Source organism: Variovorax sp. CCNWLW186, from assembly GCF_037203865.1.
GTDB lineage: Bacteria > Pseudomonadota > Gammaproteobacteria > Burkholderiales > Burkholderiaceae_C > Variovorax.
Genome location: NZ_JBBCBO010000005.1, coordinates 107,424 through 131,600 on the forward strand (window position 1 = coordinate 107,424; position 24,177 = coordinate 131,600).

General features: G+C 67.7%; 19 protein-coding genes. 8 read left to right on the plus strand and 11 right to left on the minus strand.

Going from position 1 to position 24,177, the window contains the following annotated elements; all coding sequences use genetic code 11:
* Positions 1 to 117: 117 nt before the first annotated feature.
* Together gshA and V9K97_RS08245 are read left to right on the plus strand one after the other, a co-directional pair.
* Entirely contained in the window at positions 118 to 1,428 is a 1,311-nt protein-coding gene (gshA, locus tag V9K97_RS08240; protein ID WP_337296486.1) for a glutamate--cysteine ligase, read from the plus strand.
* A gap of 174 nt (positions 1,429 to 1,602) precedes the next feature.
* The gene (locus tag V9K97_RS08245) at positions 1,603 to 3,474 is read left to right on the plus strand and encodes a potassium transporter Kup (protein ID WP_337317462.1); all 1,872 of its coding nucleotides are present in this window, start codon (positions 1,603 to 1,605) and stop codon (positions 3,472 to 3,474) included.
* A gap of 37 nt (positions 3,475 to 3,511) precedes the next feature.
* Here the strand turns inward: V9K97_RS08245 and V9K97_RS08250 are convergent, their stop codons facing one another.
* The 3 genes from V9K97_RS08250 to V9K97_RS08260 are packed head-to-tail and all read right to left on the minus strand — an operon-like array spanning position 3,512 to position 5,647.
* Positions 3,512 to 4,249: a GntR family transcriptional regulator gene (locus tag V9K97_RS08250; protein WP_337317464.1), complete on the minus strand. Its 738-nt coding sequence runs from the start codon at positions 4,247 to 4,249 to the stop codon at positions 3,512 to 3,514.
* Positions 4,250 to 4,290: 41 nt separating this feature from the next.
* Positions 4,291 to 5,214: a polysaccharide deacetylase family protein gene (locus V9K97_RS08255; protein ID WP_337317466.1), complete on the minus strand. Its 924-nt coding sequence runs from the start codon at positions 5,212 to 5,214 to the stop codon at positions 4,291 to 4,293.
* Positions 5,215 to 5,224: 10 nt separating this feature from the next.
* Positions 5,225 to 5,647: a nuclear transport factor 2 family protein gene (locus tag V9K97_RS08260; RefSeq protein WP_337317468.1), complete on the minus strand. Its 423-nt coding sequence runs from the start codon at positions 5,645 to 5,647 to the stop codon at positions 5,225 to 5,227.
* Positions 5,648 to 5,881: 234 nt separating this feature from the next.
* On the opposite strand from V9K97_RS08260, the gene V9K97_RS08265 reads away from it, so the two are divergent.
* From V9K97_RS08265 to gshB, 5 genes are read left to right on the plus strand one after another with little or no spacing between them, the layout of a single operon-like run.
* Positions 5,882 to 7,090, plus strand: a complete 1,209-nt coding sequence (locus tag V9K97_RS08265; RefSeq protein WP_337317470.1) for an ABC transporter substrate-binding protein — start codon at positions 5,882 to 5,884, stop codon at positions 7,088 to 7,090.
* Positions 7,087 to 7,965 (plus strand): branched-chain amino acid ABC transporter permease, encoded by an 879-nt coding sequence (locus V9K97_RS08270; protein ID WP_337296482.1) that lies wholly within the window; start codon positions 7,087 to 7,089, stop codon positions 7,963 to 7,965. The genes V9K97_RS08265 and V9K97_RS08270 overlap by 4 nt, the downstream gene beginning before the upstream one ends.
* The gene (locus V9K97_RS08275) at positions 7,962 to 10,475 is read left to right on the plus strand and encodes a branched-chain amino acid ABC transporter ATP-binding protein/permease (RefSeq protein WP_443302893.1); all 2,514 of its coding nucleotides are present in this window, start codon (positions 7,962 to 7,964) and stop codon (positions 10,473 to 10,475) included. The genes V9K97_RS08270 and V9K97_RS08275 overlap by 4 nt, the downstream gene beginning before the upstream one ends.
* A 53-nt stretch (positions 10,476 to 10,528) precedes the next feature.
* On the plus strand, positions 10,529 to 11,797 hold the full coding sequence (locus tag V9K97_RS08280; RefSeq protein ID WP_337317471.1) for a benzoate/H(+) symporter BenE family transporter: 1,269 nt from the start codon (positions 10,529 to 10,531) through the stop codon (positions 11,795 to 11,797).
* Complete coding sequence (gene gshB, locus V9K97_RS08285) at positions 11,797 to 12,756, plus strand: glutathione synthase (protein WP_337317473.1); 960 nt, start codon at positions 11,797 to 11,799, stop codon at positions 12,754 to 12,756. The genes V9K97_RS08280 and gshB overlap by 1 nt, the downstream gene beginning before the upstream one ends.
* A gap of 9 nt (positions 12,757 to 12,765) precedes the next feature.
* Here the strand turns inward: gshB and V9K97_RS08290 are convergent, their stop codons facing one another.
* From V9K97_RS08290 to V9K97_RS08310, 5 genes are all read right to left on the minus strand, one after another.
* Positions 12,766 to 14,052: a PepSY-associated TM helix domain-containing protein gene (locus tag V9K97_RS08290; protein ID WP_337317475.1), complete on the minus strand. Its 1,287-nt coding sequence runs from the start codon at positions 14,050 to 14,052 to the stop codon at positions 12,766 to 12,768.
* Position 14,053: 1 nt separating this feature from the next.
* Complete coding sequence (locus V9K97_RS08295) at positions 14,054 to 16,264, minus strand: TonB-dependent receptor (RefSeq protein WP_337317476.1); 2,211 nt, start codon at positions 16,262 to 16,264, stop codon at positions 14,054 to 14,056.
* A gap of 106 nt (positions 16,265 to 16,370) precedes the next feature.
* On the minus strand, positions 16,371 to 17,138 hold the full coding sequence (locus V9K97_RS08300; protein ID WP_157611715.1) for a class II glutamine amidotransferase: 768 nt from the start codon (positions 17,136 to 17,138) through the stop codon (positions 16,371 to 16,373).
* A gap of 50 nt (positions 17,139 to 17,188) precedes the next feature.
* A complete protein-coding gene (locus V9K97_RS08305) occupies positions 17,189 to 18,328 on the minus strand; it encodes an ABC transporter substrate-binding protein (protein ID WP_258503681.1) in 1,140 nt (379 codons plus the stop codon).
* Positions 18,329 to 18,399: 71 nt separating this feature from the next.
* The gene (locus tag V9K97_RS08310) at positions 18,400 to 19,881 is read right to left on the minus strand and encodes a DHA2 family efflux MFS transporter permease subunit (RefSeq protein ID WP_337317478.1); all 1,482 of its coding nucleotides are present in this window, start codon (positions 19,879 to 19,881) and stop codon (positions 18,400 to 18,402) included.
* Between the two features lie 137 nt (positions 19,882 to 20,018).
* Between V9K97_RS08310 and V9K97_RS08315 the strand changes: the two genes are divergently transcribed.
* On the plus strand, positions 20,019 to 21,458 hold the full coding sequence (locus tag V9K97_RS08315; protein ID WP_258503685.1) for a zinc-binding metallopeptidase family protein: 1,440 nt from the start codon (positions 20,019 to 20,021) through the stop codon (positions 21,456 to 21,458).
* 22 nt (positions 21,459 to 21,480) lie between these two features.
* Here V9K97_RS08315 and V9K97_RS08320 read toward each other — a convergent pair whose 3' ends face one another.
* From V9K97_RS08320 to V9K97_RS08330, 3 genes are read right to left on the minus strand one after another with little or no spacing between them, the layout of a single operon-like run.
* Positions 21,481 to 21,705, minus strand: coding sequence for a cysteine-rich CWC family protein (locus tag V9K97_RS08320; protein ID WP_337317480.1), 225 nt, complete (start codon positions 21,703 to 21,705; stop codon positions 21,481 to 21,483).
* A gap of 5 nt (positions 21,706 to 21,710) precedes the next feature.
* A complete protein-coding gene (locus V9K97_RS08325; protein ID WP_337317481.1) occupies positions 21,711 to 22,967 on the minus strand; it encodes a 6-phosphofructokinase in 1,257 nt (418 codons plus the stop codon).
* 46 nt (positions 22,968 to 23,013) lie between these two features.
* On the minus strand, positions 23,014 to 24,177 hold the full coding sequence (locus tag V9K97_RS08330; RefSeq protein ID WP_337317483.1) for an acyl-CoA dehydrogenase family protein: 1,164 nt from the start codon (positions 24,175 to 24,177) through the stop codon (positions 23,014 to 23,016).

The following is a 24,177-nucleotide window of genomic DNA, read 5'->3' on the forward strand; positions in this document are numbered from 1 at the left end:
ACCGAAGGCGGGCGGATTGAACCAAGACTGCCGTACGTAGTCTTGTCATTGGGGCGGCCACCCCCAAATCCTACAATTCCGCTCTACCTTCAAGTACAAAACCAACAAGGCCGCCGCATGGTTCCGCATCTCGTCACCGCCCTGACCGGCCCGATCAACGAACTGGAGCAGCGGGTACTCGACTCGACGCCCGCCATCGAGCGCTGGTTCCGGCTCGAATGGATGGAGCACACGCCGCCGTTCTACAGCGCCGTCGACATCCGCAATGCCGGCTTCAAGCTCGCACCGGTCGACACCAATCTGTTTCCGGGCGGCTGGAACAATCTCACCAAGGAAATGCTGCCGCTGGCAGTGCAGGCCGCACAGGCCGCCATCGAGAAGATCTGTCCGGAGGCGCGCAACCTGCTCGTCATTCCCGAGAACCACTCGAAGAACACCTTCTACCTCGCCAACATTGCGCAGCTGGTGCGCATCTTCCACATGGCGGGGCTCAACGTGCGGGTGGGGTCGATCGATCCGGCGATCAAGTCGCCCAAGAAGATCGAGCTGCCCAACGGCGAAACGGTGTGCCTGGAGCCCGTGGTGCGCAGCAAGCGGCGCCTGGGGCTCAAGAATTTCGACCCCTGCACCATCCTGCTCAACAACGAGCTTTCGGCCGGTACGCCGGGCATCCTGGAAGACCTGCACGAGCAGTACCTGCTGCCGCCGCTGCACGCCGGCTGGTCGGTGCGGCGCAAGAGCAACCACCTGCACAGCTACGAAGAGCTCTCCAAGCGCTTCGGCAAGCTGCTGGGCATCGACCCGTGGCTCATCAATCCCATCTATGCGCGCGCCGAGGGCGTCGACTTTGCCGAAGGCCGCGGCATCGACGTGCTGACCAGCCATGTGGACGCGGTGCTGACCAAGGTGCGCCGCAAATACAAGGAATACGGCATCAACGAGAAGCCCTTCGTGATCGTCAAGGGCCATACCGGCAGCGACGGCCCGGGCGTGATCACGGTGCATGACGCGAAAGAGGTCGAAGGGCTGGTCGGAAAGCCGCGCGCCGCATCGTCGAGCACCAAGGCCGCCGCGGCCAGGGAACTGCGCGGGCCCGGCGAGGTGATCGTGCAGGAAGGCGTGCTGACCAACGAGCGGGTGCACAACGGCGTGGCCGAGCCGGTGGTCTACATGATGGACCGCTACGTGGTGGGCGGTTTCTACCGCGTGCATGCCGAGCGCGCCCCGGACGAAAACCTCAAGTCCCCGGGCGCGAGCTTTGTGCCGCTGGCTTTTTCGGAAAGCGCGCATCTGCCGCAGCCCGGCGCCAAGCCCGGCGCGAGCGCGCCGAACCGCTTCTACATGTATGGCGTGGTGGGCCGCCTGGCCATGGTGGCGGCCAGTTACGAGATGGAAGCCACCGATCCGGACGCCGAAATCTACGAATGATTTCGCGGGGCGGCTTGCGGCGCGTGCGGTCGGCGGCAAAATAGCGGCCCCACAGCAAAGGAAAGAAAAGGGCGAAGGGTGCGCGCAGCGGCTGGAAATTCCATCGCGGCAGCACTCCGGTGCGCGTAACGCCTGGTTACGCGCTTGCAATTCGCTCTTTTTCCCATCGACTTCGTGTCATCTCCCAAATCCTCTTCCTCCGTCGCCTTGATCATCGGCGCCGTCGGCGTCGTCTATGGCGACATCGGCACCAGCGTGCTGTATGCAGTCAAGGAAGTGTTCGGCCACGGCCACGTGCCTTTCACCGTCGAGAACGTCTACGGCATCCTGTCGATGTTCTTCTGGACGCTCACCGTCATCGTGTCGATCAAGTACGTGGTGCTGGTGCTGCGGGCCGACAACGAAGGCGAGGGCGGGCTGGTCGCCATGCTGGCGCTGGCCTCTCGAGCGGTAGCCGACAAGCCCAAGCTGCGCCATGTGCTGCTGCTGGTGGGCATTTTCGGCACCTCGTTGTTCTATGGCGACGGCGTCATCACGCCGGCCATTTCGGTGCTTTCCGCTGTCGAAGGCCTCGAAGTGGTGTCGCCGCACTTCAAGCATTACGTGATCCCGATCACCCTGGTGGTGCTGTTCTGCCTGTTCGCGGTGCAGAAGCGCGGCACGGCGGGCATCGGCAAGTTCTTTGGGCCGATCACGCTGGCGTGGTTCGCGGCCATTGCGGTGCTTGGCGTGTCGCAGATCATTCACCATCCTGAAATCCTCAAGGCGCTGAACCCCTGGTTCGCGCTGAAGTTCATGTGGGACAACCCGGGCACCAGCTTCATTCTGCTCGGGGCCTTGGTGCTGTGCGTGACCGGCGCCGAAGCGCTGTATGCCGACCTGGGCCACTTCGGCAAGCGGCCGATCCGCGTGGCCTGGTTCTCGGTCGTGATGCCGGCGCTGACGCTCAACTACTTCGGCCAGGGCGCGCTGCTGCTCGAGAACCCGGATGCCGTGAAGAACCCCTTCTTCATGATGGCGCCCGAATGGGCCCTCATTCCGCTGGTGCTGCTGGCCACGATGTCGACGGTGATCGCATCGCAGGCTCTCATCACCGGTGCGTTCAGCGTCACGCGCCAGGTCATTCAGCTGGGCTACCTGCCGCGCCTGAACATCGAGCACACGAGCGTGCGCACGGCCGGGCAGATCTATATTCCGCTGGTCAACTGGGGGCTGTTCGTGGCCATCGTGCTGGCGGTGGTGATGTTCCGCACCTCGAGCAGTCTGGCCGCGGCCTACGGCATTGCGGTGACCACCGACATGCTCATCACCACGGTGCTGACCTTCTTCGTGATCCGCTATGCGTGGAAGCTGCCGCTGGCGCTGTGCATTGCGTCCACGGCCGTCTTCTTCGTGGTCGACTTCCTGTTCTTCGCGTCCAACCTGCTCAAGCTGTTCGAAGGCGGCTGGTTCCCGCTGGTGATCGGCGGCTTCGTGTTCACCTTGATGATCACCTGGAAGGAAGGCCGCCGCCTGATGGGCGAGGTGCAGCGCGCCGATGCGATCGAGCTGAAAGCCTTTCTCGACTCCGTGTTCGAAAGCCCGCCCGCGCGCGTGGAAGGCACGGCGGTGTTCCTTACCGCGGAGCCCGGTGTGGTGCCCAACGCGCTGCTGCACAACCTGAAGCACAACAAGGTGCTGCACGAGCAGAACATGTTCGTGACCGTGCGCAACCACGAGGTGCCCTGGATCCCGATGGACAAGCGCATCGAGATCGAGGCGCTCGGCCACCATTGCTGGCAGATCATCGTGCACTACGGGTTCAAGAACGATATCGACCTGCCGCGCGCGCTGGAGCATGCGCGTCTGCGCGGCTGCCAGCTCGAGCCCATGGCGACGAGCTACTTCCTCTCGCGCGACGTCGTCATTCCCACGCTCGGCAGCGGCATGGCGCCGTGGCGCGAGAAGCTGTTTGCGCAGATGCACCACAACGCTAGCGGCGCCGCGGCCTTCCTGGGGCTTCCGAACAACGCGGTGGTGGAGCTGGGCTCGAAAATCGAGATCTGAGGCGCAGGCCGCCTGCGTGCGGCTGCCCGATTGCGCCTTAGCCCAAACCCAGCATCTGCCCCAGGCTGCGCTGCGAGGCCGGGCGGTCGAGTGCGATGTTGCGCTCGAGCACCAGCAGGTGCTCTTCCATGAGGCGCACCGCGGTGTCGGCATCGCCTCGCGCAATCGCGTCGACCACTTCCGCATGCTCGTCGTGCTCGCAAGCGGCATTGCCGGGCGGCTCGTAAAGCGCCACGATCAGCGAGCAGCGCGACATCAGCTCCGTCAGGTAGCGTTCGAGGATCGGGTTGCGTGCGAGCCGCGCAACGCGCAGGTGGAACGAGCTCGCGAGCCGCGCCCATTCGGGCTGCGTGTAGCGGTGCATGGCCGCATGCTCTTCCTTCAGGTGCCGGCGCAGCTCGGCAATCTCGGCGCGGGTGGCGTTGCGCACCGCCATGCGCACCAGCGCGGCTTCGAGCGCACGGCGGGCCTCGAAGATCTGCCGCGTTTCCTCGGGCGAGGGCATGGCCACGATGGCGCCGCGGTTCGGCCGCAGCTCGACGATGTGGTCGTGCGCAAGCCGCTGCAGCACCTTGCGCACCATCGCGCGGCTCACGCCGAACAGCTCGCACAGCGACGCCTCGGGCAGCTTGGTGCCGGGCGCCAGGCGCTGGTGGGTCACGCCTTCGAACACCGAGCGGTAGATGCGCTCCTCGATGTCGCCGTCGTCAGGCGGGGCGTCCGCGACGGGCTGCCTTGCAGCGGTGGTTTTCAGCGAAGAAGGAGAGCGGGCCATGGGCAGGATGAGCAGGACGACGCGCGATTATCGAGCCCGCCTCAGTCGAACTCCCCAGGCCGCTCGACGGCGAGCTGCGCGACGTGCGCCGCAATCGCACCCGGTGTGGTGAACCAGATCTCGCCTCGGTCGCGCGCGCGTGCAAGGTGCGCGAGCGCCGTGCGCAGGTGCCGCAGCCGGTAAGGCTGGCCCACGATGTACGGATGCAGCGCGAGGCCCATCACCAGCGGCTGCGCGCGCGCCTGCTCGCGCATCTCGTCGAAGTTGTCGACCACCATCGCGCTGAAGTCCTTCGCGTCCATCAGCCGGCCGACGATCATCGGAATGTCGTTGAGCTCCTGCGGATAAGGCACCGACCAGATGGCGCCGCCTCCGCGCGTGCGCATGCGCACGGGCTGGTCGTCGTGGCACCAGTTGAGGGTGTAGCCGTAGCCGGTCTCCGCCAGCAGGTCGGGCGTGCGCGCGCTTTCGGAGATCCACGGCGACAGCCATCCCGCGGGCGCCTGCCCGCTCTCGCGCAGCATGCGCTCGCGGCAGCGCACGAGCAATGCGCGTTCATGGGCTTCGTCCAGCGCGCCCTGGCGCTCGGCGTTGCTGTGGCCATGGCCGATAAGCTCGTCGCCGCGCGCCACCAGGGCCCGCACCAGTTCCGGGCAATGGTCGTACAGCGCGGTGTTCACCAGGGCGCCCGTGGGCAGCCCGAGCGCATCGAAGAGCTCGAGGCAGCGCCAGGCGCCCACGCGGTTGCCGTACTCACGCCAGCCGTGGTTCAGCACGTCGGGCTGCGGCGAGGCCGGGCCGATGCAGGCGCCGAGCCCGTCGCCGAACGCGAAGTGTTCAATGTTGAAACCCAGGTACACCGCAAGCCGCGCGCCGTTGGGCCACGCGTAGTCGGGCCGGCGCGTGATCGGCCGGTAGTCGAAGCGCCCGTGCGAGGGCAGCAGCTCGGGCCAGCGCGTCGTCATGCGCCTTGCCTCACAGCACTGCAAGCCCGGCGCGCACCAGCAACCACTCGGCGCTGTCGTTCCACACGTCCATCTGCACGATGAGCCCGTGGCTCACCACGTAGCGGTCGACGTAGCGGTTGCCCTCGAAGGCCGTGCCGTCCGGCCATGCGCCATAGAGCGTGCCCAGGCTGTAGACCACGGTTTCTTCAGGCGTGCCGCCGGCCACCACCTCGGTGCGTTCGATCTTCTTCTTGACCCACGCATAGCGCTTGGCATTGAAGGCCGAGGTGTCGCCGGGTGCCTGCATCGGGCGGTTGCCCGTGAAGCGGATGCGAATGCCGGGCGCGGTGTAGCGCGAGGCCGACTCCGGGTCGGGAATCATCACCAGCCGAAGGAATTCGTCGATCACGGCGGCAGGGTCGGTGAGCGTGGGCGCAGCGGATGTGTCCATGGGGTTCTCCATTGATGGGCCATGGCGGTGCATGGCGAAAGGCTTGAAGGTCTTTGCAGCAATTCTCGTGCCGAATTGTCGACTTGCAAAAGCATAAATTGTCGACAATATGAGTGATGGATTGTTGACTTGGCATGGCGCTTGCATCCGGGACGAGCCAACCGCTTAGGCGGATGCCGATGCACCTTGTTGGGTGCCGCCCGTTGTTGTCCCCCTTCGATCCAGGAGCTCGCCATGACCCGCACCATCCGCCTTCCCCGCCTGAGCCGCCGCTCGCTTTGCCTGGCCGCCGCCGCGGCCGCAACCTGTCTCACGGCGGGCACGGCCTTCGCTGCCGACCCGATCAAGATCGGCCTCGTCACCGCGCTCTCGGGCCAGTCGGCGCTGGCCGGCGAAGCCATCACGCGCGGCCTCACCGTCGCCATCGACGAGATCAACGCCAAGGGCGGCCTGCTTGGCGGGCGCAAGCTCGAACTGGTGCGCCGCGACGATGAAGCCAATCCCGCCAAGGGCGTGGTCTCCGCGCGCGAGCTGATCTTCAAGGAGAAAGTGGCGGTGCTCTTCGGCGGGCTCGACACGCCCGTGTCGATGGCCATCGTGCCGATTGCCAATCAGGAGAAGACGCCGTTCATGGGCCCCTGGGCCGCGGGCACTCCCATCACCAAGAACGGCGCCAACCCCAACTTCGCCTTCCGCGTTTCGGCGGTCGACGAAATCGTCAACGTGGGCATGCTCGATTACGCACAGAAGACCTTCAAGTCGAGCAAGTTCGGGATGATCCTGGTGAACAACCCCTGGGGCGAATCGAACGAGAAGGGCCTGCACGCCGCGCTGGCGGCCAAGGGCCTGAAGGCCGTGGGCGTGGAGAAGTTCGACGGCAACGACGTCGACGTGGTGCCGCAGCTCACGCGCCTGAAGGCCGCGGGCGCCGACACGCTCTTCATGGTGGGCAACGTCGGTCCCTCGGCGCAGGTGGTGAAGTCGCTCGACCGCATGGGCTGGCAGGTGCCGATCGTCTCGCACTGGGGTCCGGCGGGCGGGCGCTTCACCGAGCTGGCCGGACCGAACGGCAAGAACGTGCACTTCGTGCAGACCTACAGCTTCTTCGGCAAGCAGTCGCCGGTCGGCGAGAGGGTGATTGCGGCGCTCAAGGCAAAGTACCCGGCCATCAAGGGCCCGGACGACATCACGCCCGCCGTGGGCGTGGCCAATGCCTACGACGGCATGCAGCTCGCCGCGCTGGCCATTGCGGCCGCCGGCTCGACCGACGGCGACGCGGTGCGCCAGGGCTTCTACAAGATCGGCAAGTACGAAGGGCTCATCAAGACCTACGACAAGCCCTTTTCGCCTGGCGTGCACGACGCGGTGACCGCGAGCGACTACGTATGGGCGCAGTTCATCGACAACCGCATCCTGCCGGTGGGCATGGCCGCGGCGAAATGATGCTGCTGTCCGCATGGATCAGCGGGCTGGGGCTCGGCAGCATGTACGGGCTGATCGCGCTCGGCTTCCACGTGACCTATGCCGTCTCGGGCACCGTCAACTTCGCGCAGGGCAGCGCGATGATGCTGGGCGCGGTCTTCACCTTCTGGTTCGCGCAGACGCTGGGCTGGCCGATGCCGCTCGCGGTGCTGCTGGCGCTCGCGCTCTGCGGCGCCTATGGCCTCCTGGTCGAGTTCGCGGCGGTGCGGCCCTTTGCGAGCCGCGGTTCCGAAGCCTGGCTGATGGCGACGGTTGCGCTCGGCATGGTGGTCGACAACCTGGTGATGTTCACCTTCGGCAAGGAGCCGCGCAGCTTGCCTTCGCCGCTCGCGGTCACGCCGCTGCAGGTGGGCGAGGTGGGGCTTGGCGTGTACCCGCTGCAGTTGCTCATTCCGCTCGCGGGCCTGGCGCTTGCGGCGGTGCTGCACCTGGTGGCGCGCCGCACGCGCTGGGGCATCGGCATGCTGGCCGTGGTGCAGAACCCCGCGGCCGCGCGGCTCATGGGCATTCCGATCCGCCGCGCAGTGGCTGCGGCCTTTGCGCTGTCGGCGGTGCTTGCGGGCGTGGCGGGCGTGCTGATCGCGCCGCTCTTCAACGTGCAGGCCGACATGGGCACGCTGTTCGGGCTCAAGGCCTTTGCGGTGGCGATCCTCGGCGGCATCACCAGTGCATGGGGCGTGATGGGCGCGGGCCTGCTGTTCGGACTTGCCGAGGCGCTGATCACCGCCACGCTCGGCTCGGGCTACACGCAGATATTGACCTTCGGCCTGGTGATCGCGGTGCTCGCGCTGCGGCCGCAGGGGCTCTTCGGCCGCGCGGCGGTGAAAAAAGTATGAGCGGCATCGGCATGCGCTGGGCCGCGCTGGCAGGGCTCGCGGCGGCCATGGCGGCGGGCGTGGCGCTCGCGGCTACGGTCAACGGCTATTACGTTTTCGTGCTCGCCAATGTTGCGCTCTTCGCCATCGTGGGCATCGGGCTCAACGTGCTGCTCGGGCTCACGGGGCAGATGTCCTTCGGCCATGTGGGCTTCTATGCCATCGGCGCCTACGCGGTCGCCATCCTCACGGGCAAGGCTGGCTGGAGCTTCTGGGCCGCCTGGCCCGCGGGCGCGCTGATCGCCGGTGCCATGGGCGCATTGCTCGCGCTGCCGGCGCTGCGCGCCAGGGGCCCTTACCTTGCGATGATCACCATCGCCTTCGGCTTCATCGTCGAGCATGCCATCGTCGAGGCGCGCGACCTCACGGGCGGGCAGAACGGCATCATGGGCATCGCGGGTCCGGTGCTCGGCGGCCTTGCACAGGGCGAGCGCGCGGCGGCAATGCTCGCGGTGCTCACGGCGGGCGTGGCGCTCGCGGCTTTTGCGATGCTCTCGCGCGGCTGTTGGGGCGCTGCGATGCGCGCGGTGCGCGACAGCGAAACCGCGGCTGAATCCATCGGACTCGATCCCCTGCGCATCAAGACCGTGGCCTTTGCCGTCTCGGCGCTTTGCGCAGGCGCTGCTGGCGGGCTGTTCGCGCCGCTCTCGGGTTTCGTCACGCCGCACACCTTCGGTTTCGGCCAGTCGATCCTGTTCGTGCTCGTGGTGATGATCGGCGGGGCGGGCTCCGTCGCGGGCCCGCTGGTGGGCGCGCTCGTGGTGGGCCTGCTGCCGGAGCTGCTCGCGAGCTTCGAGGAATACCGGCTGCTCATATTCGGCCTGCTCTTGCTGGTGGTGCTCTGGGTTGCACCCGAGGGGGCCGCCGGGCTCTGGCGCCGCATTGCAGCGCGCATCGGCAAGCAGCCCGCCGAAGCGCCGCTTGCGGCCACTGGAGATGCGGGCCTTGCGCCGCGCGCAACGGGCGCGCCGATCCGCACCGAGGGCCTCACGATGCAGTTCGGCGGGGTGCGCGCGGTGGGCGACCTGGCCTTTGCCACGCAGCCTGGCGGCATCACCAGCCTGATCGGCCCCAACGGTGCCGGCAAGACCACCGTGCTGAACATGCTGAGCGGGTTCTACCGGCCCACCGGCGGCGGTTTCCGCCTGGGCGAGTCGGCCTTGCAAGGGCAGCGCGCCTACCGCATTGCGCGCGCCGGCGTGGCGCGCACCTACCAGACCTCGCAGCTCTTCGGCAGCCTCAGCGTGGAAGACAACGTGGCGCTTGCGCTCGGCCGCGGCACGCTCGGGCCGCTGCTCGGTGCGCGGCGCTTTCGCTCGGCGGCGGCGCGTGCCGAGGCGCGGCGGCTCCTCGCGTTCTGCGGCTATGCGGGGTCCGCACAGGCGCGGGCCGCCGATCTCGCGCATGTCGACCGCCGGCTGGTCGAGATCGCACGCGCGCTGGCCACCGCGCCGCAAGCGCTCTTGCTCGACGAGCCCGCGGCCGGCCTCTCGCGCGAAGACAAGGTGCTGCTTGCGGCGCTGCTGCAGCGCATCGCGGCCGCGGGCATCGGCGTGCTGCTGGTCGAGCACGACATGGAGCTTGTGATGGGCATCTCGGACCACATCGTGGTGCTCGACGCCGGCCGCAGGCTGGCCGTGGGCGGCGTGGCCGCGATCCAGGCCGACCCCGCGGTGCGCAAGGCCTACCTCGGTGAAGCCCTGGCGGCGGACGATGCGCCGGCGGATGACCGGGCACCGCGCCCGCCGCTGCCGGCCGATGCGCCCGAGCTGCTCGGCGTCGGCGGCCTTGTCGCCGGCTACGGCGCGGAGCCGGTGCTGCACGGCATCGACCTGCGCGTGCGGCGCGGCGAACTGGTGGCGCTGCTCGGCGCCAACGGCGCGGGCAAGTCGACATTGATGCGTTCGCTCGCGGGCTTGCACCGGCCGGTGCAGGGCGGCATCCATATCGACGGCATCGAGCTCGCGGGCCTGGCGGCCGAACGTGTTGTGGCGCATGGCCTGGTGCTGGTGCCCGAAGGCCGGCAGGTGTTTCCCGAGCTCAGCGTGCGGGACAACATCCGCCTGGGCGCGTTTCTCGACGGGCGCGACATCGAGGCGCGCACCGAGGCCATGCTCGGGCGCTTTCCGCGCCTGCGCGAGCGGCTGCACCAGCGCGCCGGCCTGCTCTCGGGCGGCGAGCAGCAGATGCTGGCGATTGCGCGCGGCCTGATGTCGAAGCCGCGCGTGCTGCTGCTCGACGAGCCCTCGCTGGGCTTGGCACCGAAGATCATCGCCGAGCTGTTCAAGGCGCTCGACGGGCTGCGGGCCGAGGGGCTGACGGTGGTGCTGGTCGACCAGATGGCGGCCCTTGCGCTCGCGCTGTGCGACCGTGCCTACGTGATCGAGGGCGGGCGCATCGCGGCCGAAGGCAGTGCGGCCGAGATCGCGGCCGACGGGGCGCTCGCGCGGGCCTACCTCGGTTCGACCTGAAAGGCGGCCCGCGCGATTTCGGCGGTCTGCCGGCCAGCCGGCACAATCGCCGGATGTCGTTTTTCAAGGATCTCAGCCTCTCGGCCTTCACCGCGGGCTTCGTCGCCGTGCTCGTGGGCTTCACGAGCTCGGTGGCCATCGTGTTCCAGGCCGCACAGGCCTTCGGGGCCACGCCCGAAATCGCGGCCTCGTGGATGTGGGCGCTGGGCATCGGTATGGGCCTGCCATCCATCGTGCTGTCGCTCTGGTGGCGCAAGCCGGTGATGATTGCCTGGAGCACGCCGGGCGCCGCCGTGCTTGCCGTCGCGGCGGGCAGCTACGGCATGGGCGAGGCGGTCGGCGCCTTCATTTCCTGCGCCGCGCTCATCGTGCTGGCGGGGGCCACGGGCTGGTTCGAGCGGGTCATGAACAAGATTCCGATGGCGATTGCCTCGGCCCTGCTCGCCGGTGTGCTCGCGCGCTTCGGGCTCGATGCGTTCATTGCCGCCAAGACGGCGCTGCCGCTGGTGCTGCTGATGCTCGGCACCTACCTGGTCGCCAAGCGCTTGCTGCCGCGCTATGCGGTGCCGCTCACGCTGCTGGTGGCCATTGCCTTCGTGGCGGCGCGGGGCGAGCTGAGCTGGTCGACGGTGCACTTCTCGCTCACCTGGCCCGTGTTCACCATGCCGGTGTTCAGCTGGCAGGCCATCGTCAGCCTGGCTCTGCCGCTATTCATCGTCACCATGGCCTCGCAGAACCTGCCGGGCGTCGCGACGATACGCGCAGCAGGCTACGGCGACCTGCCGGTGAGCAAGCTCATCACCATTACCGGGCTGGCCACACTGGTGCTGGCGCCCTTCGGCGCGTTTGCCTTGAACCTGGGCGCCATCAGCGCCGCCATCTGCATGGGCCGCGAGGCGCATGAAGACCCGGCGCGGCGCTACACGGCGGCCGCAAGCTGCGGCGCCATCTACGTGGTGATTGCATTCTTCGGTGCCGCGGTCACCGGGTTGCTCACGGCGTTTCCCAAAGAGCTGGTCGCCGCCATTGCCGGCCTGGCACTGCTGGGCACCATCGGCAGCGGGCTGGCGGGTGCGGTGCGCGATGAGCCGCACCGCGAGGCCGCGATCATCACCTTCCTGGTCACGCTCTCGGGCGTGGCCATCCTTGGCATCGGCTCGGCGTTCTGGGGTGTGGTGGCCGGTGCGCTGGCATTGGCGGTGCAGCAGGCCGGGCGCACGAAGCCAAAGGCCTCCGCCGGCAAGGACATCGCCGCTTCCGGCAACATCGCGCCAGACAGCAGCAACATGGCGGCCACACCCGGCGCCGGAAAGACTCACTGATGAAAAATATCCTCTTCGTCGCCGACCCGCTCGACCATTTCAAGATCTACAAGGACACCACTTTCTCGATGATGCGCGAGGCCCAGCGCCGCGGCTATCGCATCGCGGCCTGCCTGCCGCAGGACATCCAGTGGAAGTCGGGCGGGCAGGTCACCGCCACGGTGCAGCAGATCACGCTCACCGGAGACGCAAGGGACTGGTACCGCGTCGATATCAGCGAGGCCAAGGCGCTGAAGGACTTCGACGCCGTGCTGATGCGCAAGGACCCGCCCTTCGACGCCGAATACATCTATGCCACGCACCTGCTCGAGCAGGCCGGACGCGAAGGCGCGCGCGTGGTCAACAAGCCGAGCGCGTTGCGCGACCACCCCGAGAAGCTCGCGATCATGGAGTTTCCGCAGTTCGTCACGCCCACGCTGGTCACGCGCAGCGCGCAGGCCGTGCGCGACTTTCATGCCGAGCATGGCGACATCATCCTGAAGCCACTCGACGGCATGGGCGGCATGGGCATCTTCCGCGTGAAGCAGGACGCGTTGAACCTCGGCTCCATCGTCGAGACGCTCAACAAGAACGGCGCCGAGACCATCATGGTGCAGCGCTTCGTGCCAGAGGTGGTTCAGGGCGACAAGCGCATCCTGATCATTGCGGGCGAGCCCGCGCCCTTTGTGCTGGCGCGCATTCCGCAAGGCACCGAGGTGCGCGGCAACCTGGCGGCCGGCGGCAAGGGCGTGGCCCAGCCGCTCACGGCGCGCAACCGCGAGATCGCCGAGGCCATTGGCCGGGTGCTCGCGCCGCGCGGGCTGCTCTTGATCGGGCTCGACGTGATCGGCGACTCGGTCACCGAGATCAACGTGACGAGCCCGACCTGCTTCCAGGAGATCACCGAGCAGACCGGCTTCGACGTGCCGAAGATGTTCATCGATGCGCTCGAGGCGCACCTGGCCGCGGCAGTTTCCTAGGTCTTTCTTTCAGCGCGGCGCCGGGGTGCCGAGGTGGTGCGGCTGTGCCGCCACTTCGCGCTGCCGCCGTGTCTGCAGCAGCCGCGCGCGCCGCTTGCGCCACCAGATCACGATGCCCGTGACGGACAGGCCCGCCACCACCAGCCCCATGAGCGACATCAGGATGCGTCCCGGCAGTCCCAGGATGCGCCCGCCGTGCAGCGGCAACTGCAGCTGCGCGAACACGTCGGCCGCGGTGCCGTGCCAGGGCCGGTTGCTGGTGATGACGCGGCCGTCGCGGCCGTCCAGGTAGAGGTTCGACAGGTCCATGCCGTTGCTGCTGTCGTGCGTGGCGTGGTCGAAGAAAGACACGTTGTAGAAACCCCCGCGCTGGTTGTAGAACACGCCGCCCAGCGGCGTGGCCCAGCCGCGCCGGCGTGCCTCGGCTTCGGCGTCGGCAACGATCTGGCGGAAGCCGATGGCGGGTTCGATGCGCGTGCCCAGCGGCGCGAGCGGCACCAGCGACGACGGCCCGGGCGTGGTCTTCGACACCAGCGACAGCATCGGGTGGAAGATCTCCTTGTAGAGATTCAGCGAGAACGAGGTGAAGGCGACGATGATGATCAGCGCCCACAACCACAGCCCGCCCGCACGGTGCAGGTCGAAGTTGAGCTTGTAGCCGCCGGCCGCCCAACGCACGGCCCAGGCCGGCTTCCAGCGGCGCCACCATTCGAGCGCGGCGCGGTGCTCGGGATGCGCGGCCTGCCGCTGGCGCCGCGGCGTGGTGAGGTACAGCGCAAAGAAGCTGTCGAGCAGCCACACCAGCGCCACGCCCCCCATGATCCAGTAGCCCAGCCGGTCGGTACCCCACACGGCCGGCACGTGCAGCATGTAGTGCAGCTTGCGCAAGAAGGGCATCAGCGTCTCGGGCTTGAGCGAGATCGCGGTCGAGTCGCGCCGGCCGCGGATCTCGGCCGTCACGGGATCGACGTACACGCGGTTGTAGCCGAGCTGGTAGGGCTTGCCGGTGGCGGGGTCGGTGCGCGGCTGCACGAAGTAGCCGGCCGCATGGCCTTCCTCGAAGCCGAGCGGCATGTACGCGACCCGCGCGCGCGGGTCGTCGGCCTCCACCGCCGCGGCCAGCTCGAACGGATCGCGGAACGGCCCGCGCGATTCGGTGTCGTAGAGCTCGCTGTTGAGCCAGCCGTCGATCTCGTGGTCCCACGAAATCACGGCGCCGGTCAGGCCCGAGACAATGAGGAACAGTGCAACCGCGAGGCCCGCCCAGCGGTGCACTGTCGTCGCAAAGGCGCGCATCTCAGAAGTCGATGGTGCCGCTCACCGCAAAGGTGCGCGGTGCGCCGAGGACCAGGTAGTTGGAGCCCTGCGTGCCGCCCACCGACGCCCAGTACGACTTGTTGAACAGGTTGTCGATGCGCGCGCGCAGCGTGAGCGCGCGGCCGTTGCCCAGGTCGACCAGGTAGCGCGCGCCGATGTCGAAGCGCGTCCAGCCCGGGATCTGCTGCGTGTTGGCGGCGTTGGCGTACTGCTTGGAGGTGTAGAGCAAACGCGCGTTCAGCGACAGGTTGCGCACACTCGGCACGTCCCACTCCGCGCCCAGGTTGGCCTGCTGCTTGGCCACGCCGATGGCCGTGCGGCCATCGGTGGCGCCGCCTTGCGTGTCCTTCTGCTTGGCGTCGATCAGCGTCAGGCCGCCCAGCAGGCGCAAGCCCTTGGCAGGCTGGCCGAACACCGAGAACTCGAGGCCCTGGTTGCGCTGCTTGCCGTAGAGGCCGTAGGTCTGGCCCTCGTACTGGTAGGTCGGCTGGTCGGTGGTGAAGAAGGCAGCGCTCGCACCGATGGTGCCTCCGTCGTACTTGACGCCGACTTCCTTCTGCTTGGCCTGGTACGGCGCGAACACCTCGCCGGCGTTGGTGACCGGACGGCTGTTGACCGTGCCGGGTGCCACGTTGCCCTTGACGAGACCTTCGATGTAGTTCGCGTAGACCGAGGTGCTCGGCGTGATCTTGAACACGACGCCGGCCACCGGCGTGGTCTTGCTCTTGTCGTAGGCGCTCGTTTCCTTGACGGTGTTGTAGGCGAAGCTGGTCTGCTCGATCGTCTGCCGGCGCACGCCGAGCGTGACCAGCAGGCGGTCGTCCATGAACGACATGGTGTCGGCCACTGCAACGCTCGAGGTCTTGATCTTGTCGGTCAGGCGTGGGTCTTCCAGCGTGTTGCCGGTGAAGTTATTGGCGACCGGGAAGGGCGACGCGTACGGCGCATAGATGTTGTTGCGCAGGCTGCCGCGCGAGATCGTGTAGGCGTTGTCGCGGTCGTTGCTGTATGTGGCGGCCGAAGCCACCACCGCGTGCTTCACCGGTCCGGTCACGAAATTGCCGCGCACGCCGATCTCGGCCGTGCCGATGCGGTCCTTGCGGGTGTTGCTGAAACGCGTGCCGCTGGTGTTGCCGAACGCGTCGGCGAGCGTCGGGTTCGCCAGCACGTTGTCTTCGTCGCTGCGGCGCACGCCGCCGGCGGCCCAGGCGGTGATGTTGTCGGTGATGTCGACTTCGCCGCGGAAGGTGGCGAACTTGTCCTTTTCCTTCGAGTAGGTCCAGGGCTGCGCAAAGTTGGTGCTGGCGTCTGGTGCGCTGGGGATCGGCAGCGTCGACGATGGCGTGAGGCTCGGGCGGCCGTCCTTGAGGTCGTAGTCCTGGTAGCCGAAGTCGGCCGACAGGCGCACGTTGCGGTTGCGCCAGTCCAGGCCGACGGCAAAGGCGCTGAGCTGCTGGCTCTCTTTATGGACGCCGGTGCCGCCTTCGCGGCGCACGGCATTCACGCGAACGCCCAGGCTGTCGTCGGGGCCGAAGCGGCGCGCCAGGTCGAGGTTCACGTAGCCCTGGCCGCCGGTCTGCACGCCGAAGCCGACGCGGGTGATCGGCTCGTTGGACGCGCGCTTGGGCAGCAGGTTGATCGCACCGCCGATGCCGCTGCCGCCGGGCGCCGCGCCGTTCAGGAAGGTGTTGGCGCCGCGGAACACTTCCACGCGCTCGAAGAATTCAGAGGCGATGTACTGGCGCGGCAGCATGCCGTAGAGGCCGTTGTAGGCGACGTCGTCCGAGTACACGGGGAAGCCGCGCACCACGTAGAGCTCCTGGAAGTTGCCGAAGCCGCGCGCCTGGCGCACCGACGGGTCGTTGAGCAGCACGTCGGCAACGCTCTTGGCCTGCTGGTCCTGGATGAGCTCGTTGGTGTAGTTGGTGCTCGAGAACGGCGTGCTCATCATGTCCTGGGTGCCCAGGATGCCGACGCGCCCGCCGCGCGCCACCTGGCCGCCGGCGTAAGGCTTGGTCAGGCCTTCGGCCGAGGCGTCGGCGCTGGCTTCGACGGTAACGGTGCCGAGGGTGCCGGCGGCTTCAGCCGGCGCGACGGTCTGGGCCGTAGCGGCCAGGGCGTGAATTGCGAGCAGCGTGGCAGCAGCGGTCGGGCGCAGGCTGGCGCGCAGGAAAGAGGAGGAAGAAGACATTGAAAGGTTCGAAAGGGGCGCAAATGAGAACCATTATTGTTACCCCGCCGAACCGGTTTGCCGATACTTTCTCTCAATGTTGCGAAAAAGTGTCAGTAGAAACGCCTCAGTGCCCGAAGCGCTGCCCGTCCACGAACACGTGCAGCTCGCCCGGCACGAAGGGCGTCCAGCTCTCGTTGCTGGTGAGCGGCGCGGTCACCACCACCGCCACGCGGTCGTTGGGCGTGGTGTGCCGCGCAAAGTCGATCTCGAGGTCTTCGTCCGCGAGCTGCGCGGTGACGAAGGGGTGGCGGCGTTCCACGTACCAGAGGTTGGTGGAGGCATGGGCCCAGAGCGCCTGGCCGTTCGAGAGCATGAAGTTGAAGGTGCCGTGGCGGGCGAGCTGCGGCGCCAGTTCGCGCAGCGTGAGCGTGAGCTCCTCGATGCTCGGCACGCCCGCATGCGACTTGGCCAGCTCCTGCATGAGCCAGCAGAAGGCGTGCTCGCTATCGGTGTTGCCCACCGGGTGAAAGTTGCCGTGCAGGCGCGGCCGAAAGTCCTTCAGGTCGCCGTTGTGGGCAAACACCCAGTAGCGGCCCCACAGTTCGCGCACGAAAGGGTGGCAGTTCTGCAGGTTGATGGCGCCCTGCGTGGCCTTGCGGATGTGCGCAATGACGTTGCGGCTTTGAATGGGATAGCGCCGGATGAGCTCGGCCACGGGCGATTCGCTCGCCGGCATGTGATCGACGAAGTGCCGCAGCCCCCGGTCCTCGAAGAAGGCGATGCCCCAGCCGTCGGCGTGGTGGTCGGTGCGGCCGCCGCGCTGGGCAAAGCCCGTAAAGCTGAAGGTCACGTCCGTGGGCGTGTTGCAGTTCATTCCGAGCAGTTGGCACATGGCGCTATTAAAGCGCGAGCGCAGCCGCCGCGGGCGAACCCGCCCAACGCTCAGCGAACGAACCGGCCTTCAGGCGTGACGCGCACCATTTCGATGAAGCGCGAGCCGGTGGTGGCGCCGGTCGAAAAGTCGATGTCCATGCCGGCCAGGCGCAGCTTGAGCGCGCGCAGCGTGGCATGCAGGCGGGCGCGCGTGAGGTCGCGGCCGGTGCGCTTGATCGCCTCGATCATCACCAGCCCGTTCAGGTAGCCCTCGAAGCTGCCGTAGCCCACCGGCACCTGGGCGCGCTCGGCCAGGCGGCGGTAGTCGCGCGTGACGGCTTCCACCTCGCCCCAGGGGTACGGCGTAACTTGCGAAATGGCCAGCCCGCCCGCCTGCAGCGGAACCACCTTGGCCGTGACTTCGCCCGAGACGACCGACATGCCGTAGAACATCGGCTTGCTGCCGGCGGCATACATGGCCTTGATCACTTCGCCGGTCACCGTGCCGGCCAGGTACATCAGCACGGCCTGGGGGTGGCTGTCGGCAAGCGCCTTCCCCGCGGCGGCCGAGGTCGAGCCGTCGCCCTTCACCGCCACCACGGCCGTGGGAGCCTGCTTGTGGGTGGCCATGGCCGCCTCGATCAGCTTTACCGCCTCGAGGCCGCCGGGGTTGTCCAGGTGGGCAATCGCGATCTTGCTCACGCCGATGGTCGACAGGTGCTCGACCAGCGCCTGCGCCTCGCGGGCATTGCTGGCTCGCACGAAGTAGGCCGAGCCCGCCACGCGCTCGCGGGCGCTGTCGCCCACGCCGTAGCCGCCCACGCTGGGCGCGCCGCTTTGCTGCAGCAGCTTGGCCGCGGCGGAGGTGGTGCCCGATCCCACGCAGCCGAAGAAGGCGAACACGCGGTGGTCGTTCAGCAGCTTGCCGTAGTTTTCTAGCGCTTTTTCGGGCTTCAGCTCGTCGTCCAGCGCCACCAGCTTGATCTTGCGCCCGCCCACGCCGCCTTGTTCGTTGGCGGCATCGAAGGCCAGCGCAGCGCCGTTGTGCACGACCTTGATCTGCGAACCGAGCGGGCCGCTCAGCACGGCCGAGCTGCCGAGCAGGATCTCGGTGTCGGTCACACCCGCTTCGGCGGCCTGTGCGGAGGAGAGACGGGCCAAGCCCGCGGCGAAAACCGCCGTCGAAGCGACAAAACTTCTGCGCTGCATGAAAGACCCATCCCGTGAGTTAACAAATGCTAACAATTAGAAACGACGGGTGCTTAAGTATTACTAAGTGCTTACCCTTGCCGGGTGGGTTGCCGAAGCTGCCAAGCCGCGCAAATGGCAATCGCGCACAGCGCCGCCAGCATCAGAAACACCTCGTCGAAGGCCGCCAGCCGCGCGGCGCTGCTCGTCGGGTTGGCGAGCGAATCGCCATGCGCCGCCAGCCGCCACTCGAGCACGATGGCGCACAGGCTCACGCCCGCCGCACCGCCGAGCATGCGCAAGAAGTTGATGGCGCTGGCGCCCTGCGGAATCAGCGGCTTGGCCAGCGGCCGCATCGAACCCAGGTTGAGCGAAGGCAGGATGAAGCCGAGCCCGATGCGCCCGATGATGGCGAACGCCACCAGCAGCCACAGGGCGCTGTCGAGCCTCAGCACCACCATCAGCGCGAAGGAGGCCGCCAGCAGCGCCAGCCCGATGCTCACCAGCAGCCACGTCGGCTGCCGGTCGGCCAGCCGGCCCACGCCGGCAATGGCAACCGCCAGCACAATGCCCGCCGGCAGCAGGATGGTGCCGACGTGCGAGGCCGACAGCTGCAGCCCCACCTGCATGTACACCGGCAGCAGGTAGGTCGAGCCGAACAGCGCCGTGCCGTAGATGAAGGCGACCACGCTGCCCATGGCGAACTGGCGGTACTGGAAGAGGTCCAGGTTCATCAGCGGCGTGCCGCCCGAGGCCGCGAACCGGCGCTGCCACCAGATGAAGCCCGCCAAGGCTGCCAGCGCACCGCTCAGCAGCAGGGCGGCTTCGATGGGCGAGTCGCCGCGCAACTCGACCAGCCCGTTCAGCAGGCAGAGCGTGCCCGCCGTGCCCAGCGCCAGGCCCCGCCAGTCGAGCCCGCTGCCGCGCGTGGCCGCCACGCCGCCCGGCGCCGTGGTGGGCACGAACTTGTAGGCCAGCCAGAGCGAGGCCAAGCAGAACGGCACCACCATGAAGAAGATGGAGCGCCAGCCGAACAGGTCGACCAGCACGCCGCCGATGCTCGGGCCGATGGCCGGCGCCAGTACCACACCCATGCCGAAGATGCCGCTGGCGCGCCCCTGCTCGTGCGGCTCGAAGGCGCGCAGGATGATGATGGCCGGAATGGGCTGCACCACGCCGGCGGCAAGCCCTTCGGCCACGCGCGCCAGCAGCACCAGCGTGAAGTTGTTGGCCAGCCCGCCCGCCACGCCGCCCACAAGCAGCAGCACCATGGTGCCGACGTAGGTGCGCCTGTAGCCGTAGCGCGACAGCAGCCAGGGCGTGGTGAGCATCGAGACGGTCATGGCCACCATGAAGCCCGAACTCACCCATTGCGCCCGCTCCTGGCCAAGCGAGAAGTGGTGGCTCATGCCCGGAATCGCCACGTTGACGATGGTCGACGACATGATCGACGCCATCACGCCCACCATGACCGAGACCAGCAGGTACCAGCGGTAGCGCGGACCGTAGCGGTCGCGCATGGTGCCAAGGGTCGGCGGGGCCGGCGGTGCGGCTTCGGGCGGGGGAGTGGGCATCGTGGAGCGGCGGCCCGGCTTCGGGTGCGGGTCCGTCGTCCTACAAGCATATCGGTCTTTGCGCGAATGGGCGCCGATGCAACGGCCGCACAATGCACACGCTGTCCCGCACTGCTTTCCGAGAAAACAAAAACGACATGGCTCCCCAATCCGATCAACCCGTCGAGCATTCCGACGATCAAGCCGGCGGTCCAACCGGCGATCAAGCCGCTGTTCAAACCGGCGACCAGGCCGCAGCCGACCCGCAGGCCGCGCACGCGCCGCCCAACCTCGCGGCCGAACTGGCCGCGCCCACCGTCAGCCGCGCCTACCGCTGCCAGTGCGGCCGGCCGGTGTTCCTGCGCAACAGCCAGTGCCTGGCCTGCGGCACGCCGCTCGGGTACGTGATCGACCGGCTCGGCGTGGTGCCGCTCGCGCCCGTCGCCGCCGAAGAAGGAAGCCAGGACGAAGCGGAGGGCGAGCGCCCCGCGCCCGACACCTTCACCGTGTTCGGCAATCCGGACGGCAAGAGATACCGCCGCTGCGCCAACCTCATGACCGCCGCCAGCTGCAACTGGATGGTGCCGGCCCCGCGCGAGGGCGACGACCCTTCGTTCAACACCGACGGCCTGGCGCCCGGCTACTGCCTGGCATGCAGCGTCAACCGCACCATTCCAGACCTTTCGGTGGAAAGCAACGGCGAGCTATGGCGCAAGCTGGAGCATGCGAAGCGCCGGCTCATTTCGCAGCTGCTGGCGCTCGGGCTGCCGGTGGTGAGCCGACACGCCGATCCGGCGCATGGCCTGGCGTTCGACTTCCTGAGCAACATGCCGGGCAGCCCGCATGTGATGACCGGCCACGAGCACGGCGTGATCACCCTCAACGCGGAAGAGGCCGAAGATGCCGTGCGCGAGCGCATCCGCGCCGAAATGCGCGAGCCTTATCGAACGCTGCTCGGGCACTTTCGCCACGAGATCGGCCATTACTACTGGGACCTGCTGGTGCAGCCCACGCCATGGCTCGACGAGTTTCGCGCGCTCTTCGGCGACGAGCGCGCCGACTACACCGCGGCACTCCAGCGGCACTACGAGCAGGGGCCGCCGCCCGACTGGTCGATTCACTTCGTGAGCAGCTACGCGAGCATGCATCCGTGGGAAGACTGGGCCGAAACCTGGGCCCACTACCTGCACATGGCCGACACCACCGACACGGCGATGAGCTTCGGCGTGGACGCCACCAACGTCGAACTCGCGAGCGACCTCTTCACGCTCGAAGACCTGTGGCGGCCGGAGCATCCCGGCGCTGCCAAGTTCCTGGATTTTCTGAACGGCTGGGTGCTGTTGACCAATGTGCTGAACGAGCTGTCGCGCAGCATGGGCCAGCCTGATTACTACCCCTTTGTGCTACCGCGCGCGGCCGTGGGCAAGCTGCAGTTCATCCACTGCGTGGTGACCGAGCAGCGCGACCGCGCGTCGTCTACGGCGGCTGCGCCGACTGTGCCGCTGCCTTCGGACTCGCAGCCTGCCGCCTCGGCGAACGAACCTGCGGCCGAGCAGTCGCAGGCGCAAAGCCAGCAGCAGAACTCAGCGCAGTTCTAAAAGGCCGGCAAGGCCTAGGGGCCTAGGATTCGACAGGCGTGCCTGCGGCGCAGCGCGCGCAGATGCACGCCTTGCCGCGCGTCTCCTGCGGCACCGCCGCTAGCGGCGCGTTGCGAAAATCCGCCGCCATGCACCAGCAGGGCGCCTGCGGCTCGCCGGTTTCGCGCGCAACCTCCATCGCGCAGCGGTTCTGCTCGCCGCAGAGCGGGCAGCGCGTGGCATCGATCGTGTCCAGTACAGCAGCCATGGCCGTCAGGCGAGCTCGAAAGCCGGCAGCTTCTTCGCCACGGCCACATTCCGGAGCGTTGCGTACACCGGCAGGCCGTTGCGGTAGGCGGGGTAGTCCTCGCCCTCGATCAACGGCAGCAGGTAGAGCCTGCACTTGTCGGTAATGCCGTAGCCGTCGTCCGAAATGAAGTCGCGCGGCATCGGCTTTTCGACGTTCGCCACCGCTTCGAGCGGCGCACTGCCGATGCGGTAGGTATACGGCGCATCGGAGGTGCGCTCGATGGTCGGCATGACCGCGTTGTGGCCTTCCAGCGCCAGCTCGACCGCGCGCTGACCCAGTTCGTAGGCCTGCCGCACATCGGTGGCCGAGGCAATGTGCCGCGCCGCGCGCTGCAGGTAGTCGGCCACCGCCCAGTGGAACTTGTGGCCCAGCGCGTCCTTGACCATCTGTGCCACCACCGGTGCGGCGCCGCCGAGTTGCGCATGGCCGAACGCGTCGCGCGTGCCTTGCTCGGCCAGGAAGGTGCCGTCGGGGTAGTGGCAGCCTTCGGACACCACCACCGAGCAGTAGCCGTGCTGCTTGACCAGTTCGTCCACGCGCGCGAGAAAGCGCGCCTTGTCGAACTCGATTTCGGGGAACAGCACCACCACCGGAATGCCGTGGGCCGCCGCGAGCCCGCCCGCCGCCGCAATCCAGCCCGCATGGCGCCCCATCACCTCGAGCACGAACACCTTGGTGGAGGTGGCCGCCATCGAGCGCACGTCGAACGATGCTTCGAGCGTCGACACCGCCACGTACTTGGCCACCGAGCCGAAGCCCGGGCAGCAGTCAGTCAGCGGCAGGTCGTTGTCGATGGTCTTTGGCACATGGATGGCCTGCAGCGGATAGCCGAGGGACTGCGACAGCTGGCTCACCTTGAAGCAGGTGTCGGCCGAATCGCCGCCGCCGTTGTAGAAGAAGTAGCCGATGCCGTGTGCCTTGAACACCTCGATGAGCCGCTCGTACTCGCGCCGGTTCTTCTCGAGCGACTTGAGCTTGTAGCGGCACGAACCGAAGGCGCCCGAAGGCGTGGTGCGCAGCGCCGCAATGGCTTCGGCCGGTTCGGCGCCGGTGTCGATGAGTTCTTCGGTCAGCGCGCCGATGATGCCGTTGCGCCCGGCGTAGAGCTTGCCGATGCGGTCCGGGTGTTTTCGTGCCGTCTCGATCACGCCGCAGGCCGACGCGTTGATGACCGAGGTGACGCCGCCCGACTGGGCGTAGAAGGCGTTGAGGATGGGCATGCGCCATTCTCCCGCAGCCTCAAGCCAGGCGCCAGTGGCCCCGGTTTCAGCGCCCGCCAAGCCCCATCGCGCGCGTGATCACTTCCTTCATGATCTCGTTGGTGCCGCCGTAGATGCGCTGCACGCGTGCATCGGCGTAGGCGCGGGTGATCGGGTATTCCCACATGAAGCCATAGCCGCCGTGCAGCTGCACGCACTCGTCCATCACCTTGCACTGCAGGTCGGTGGTCCAGTACTTGGCCATGCTGGCGGTGGCGGTATCGAGCTTTTCGGCCATCAGCAGCTCGATGCATTTGTCGACGAACACCTGCGCCACCTGCACCTCGGTCTGCAGTTCGGCCAGCGTGTAGCGCGTGTTCTGGTAGTTGCCCACGGGCTGGCCGAACACCTTGCGCTCTTTCACATAGGCCACGGTCTGGTCGATGGCGGCCTGCGACGCCGCCACCGCGCCGATGGCAATCTGCAGCCGCTCCCACGGCAGTTGCTCCATCAGGCAGACGAAGCCGCGGTTCAGCTGCGCCGCATCGCCGAGCAATGCATCGGCCGGCAGCCGCACGTCGTTGAAGAACAGCTCGGAGGTGTCCTGCGCCTTCAGCCCGAGCTTCTTGAGCCGCTTGCCCTTTTCGAAGCCCGCCATGCCGCGCTCGACCAGGAACAGGCTGGTGCCCTTCGCGCCCGCGGCCGGGTCAGTCTTGGCGACCACGATCACCACGTCGGCATGCCAGCCGTTGGTGATGAAGGTCTTGCTGCCGTTGAGCAGGTAGCTGCCGTCAGGTTGCCGGATGGCGCTGGTCTTGACCGCCTGCAGGTCGCTGCCCGCGCCGGGCTCGCTCATGGCAATGGCGCTGACCATCTCGCCGCTCGCGAGCTTGGGCAGGTAGTGCCGCTTCTGCGCCTCGGTGCCGTAGCGCAGGACGTAGGGCGCCACGATTTCGCTGTGCAGCCCGAAGCCGATGCCCGTGAAGCCGCGCGCCCAGAGCTCCTCGAACTGGATCACCGAATAGAGCAGGTCGGCGCCCGCGCCGCCGTATTCCTCGGGCAGCGCCATGCAGAGAAAACCGTTCTCGCCAGCCTTGGACCACACGGCGCGGTCCACATAGCCCTGTTCTTCCCACGCCTCGTGGAAGGGCGCGATCTCCTTGCCCATGAAGCGGCGGAAGCTGTCGCGAAAGGCCTCGTGGTCGGCGCTGAAAAGCGTGCGTTCGATCAT

Bases quoted from the DNA above. Each gene is read 5' to 3' on its own strand.
- gshA (WP_337296486.1), top strand. From the start codon at position 118: ATGGTTCCGCATCTCGTCACCGCCCTGACCGGCCCGATCAACGAACTG.
- V9K97_RS08250 (WP_337317464.1), bottom strand. From the start codon at position 4,249: ATGGCCCGCTCTCCTTCTTCGCTGAAAACCACCGCTGCAAGGCAGCCC.
- V9K97_RS08255 (WP_337317466.1), bottom strand. From the start codon at position 5,214: ATGACGACGCGCTGGCCCGAGCTGCTGCCCTCGCACGGGCGCTTCGAC.
- V9K97_RS08260 (WP_337317468.1), bottom strand. From the start codon at position 5,647: ATGGACACATCCGCTGCGCCCACGCTCACCGACCCTGCCGCCGTGATC.
- V9K97_RS08265 (WP_337317470.1), top strand. From the start codon at position 5,882: ATGACCCGCACCATCCGCCTTCCCCGCCTGAGCCGCCGCTCGCTTTGC.
- V9K97_RS08270 (WP_337296482.1), top strand. From the start codon at position 7,087: ATGATGCTGCTGTCCGCATGGATCAGCGGGCTGGGGCTCGGCAGCATG.
- V9K97_RS08275 (WP_443302893.1), top strand. From the start codon at position 7,962: ATGAGCGGCATCGGCATGCGCTGGGCCGCGCTGGCAGGGCTCGCGGCG.
- V9K97_RS08280 (WP_337317471.1), top strand. From the start codon at position 10,529: ATGTCGTTTTTCAAGGATCTCAGCCTCTCGGCCTTCACCGCGGGCTTC.
- gshB (WP_337317473.1), top strand. From the start codon at position 11,797: ATGAAAAATATCCTCTTCGTCGCCGACCCGCTCGACCATTTCAAGATC.
- V9K97_RS08290 (WP_337317475.1), bottom strand. From the start codon at position 14,052: ATGCGCGCCTTTGCGACGACAGTGCACCGCTGGGCGGGCCTCGCGGTT.
- V9K97_RS08295 (WP_337317476.1), bottom strand. From the start codon at position 16,264: ATGTCTTCTTCCTCCTCTTTCCTGCGCGCCAGCCTGCGCCCGACCGCT.
- V9K97_RS08300 (WP_157611715.1), bottom strand. From the start codon at position 17,138: ATGTGCCAACTGCTCGGAATGAACTGCAACACGCCCACGGACGTGACC.
- V9K97_RS08305 (WP_258503681.1), bottom strand. From the start codon at position 18,328: ATGCAGCGCAGAAGTTTTGTCGCTTCGACGGCGGTTTTCGCCGCGGGC.
- V9K97_RS08310 (WP_337317478.1), bottom strand. From the start codon at position 19,881: ATGCCCACTCCCCCGCCCGAAGCCGCACCGCCGGCCCCGCCGACCCTT.
- V9K97_RS08315 (WP_258503685.1), top strand. From the start codon at position 20,019: ATGGCTCCCCAATCCGATCAACCCGTCGAGCATTCCGACGATCAAGCC.
- V9K97_RS08320 (WP_337317480.1), bottom strand. From the start codon at position 21,705: ATGGCTGCTGTACTGGACACGATCGATGCCACGCGCTGCCCGCTCTGC.
- V9K97_RS08325 (WP_337317481.1), bottom strand. From the start codon at position 22,967: ATGCCCATCCTCAACGCCTTCTACGCCCAGTCGGGCGGCGTCACCTCG.
- V9K97_RS08330 (WP_337317483.1), bottom strand. From the start codon at position 24,177: ATGATCGAACGCACGCTTTTCAGCGCCGACCACGAGGCCTTTCGCGAC.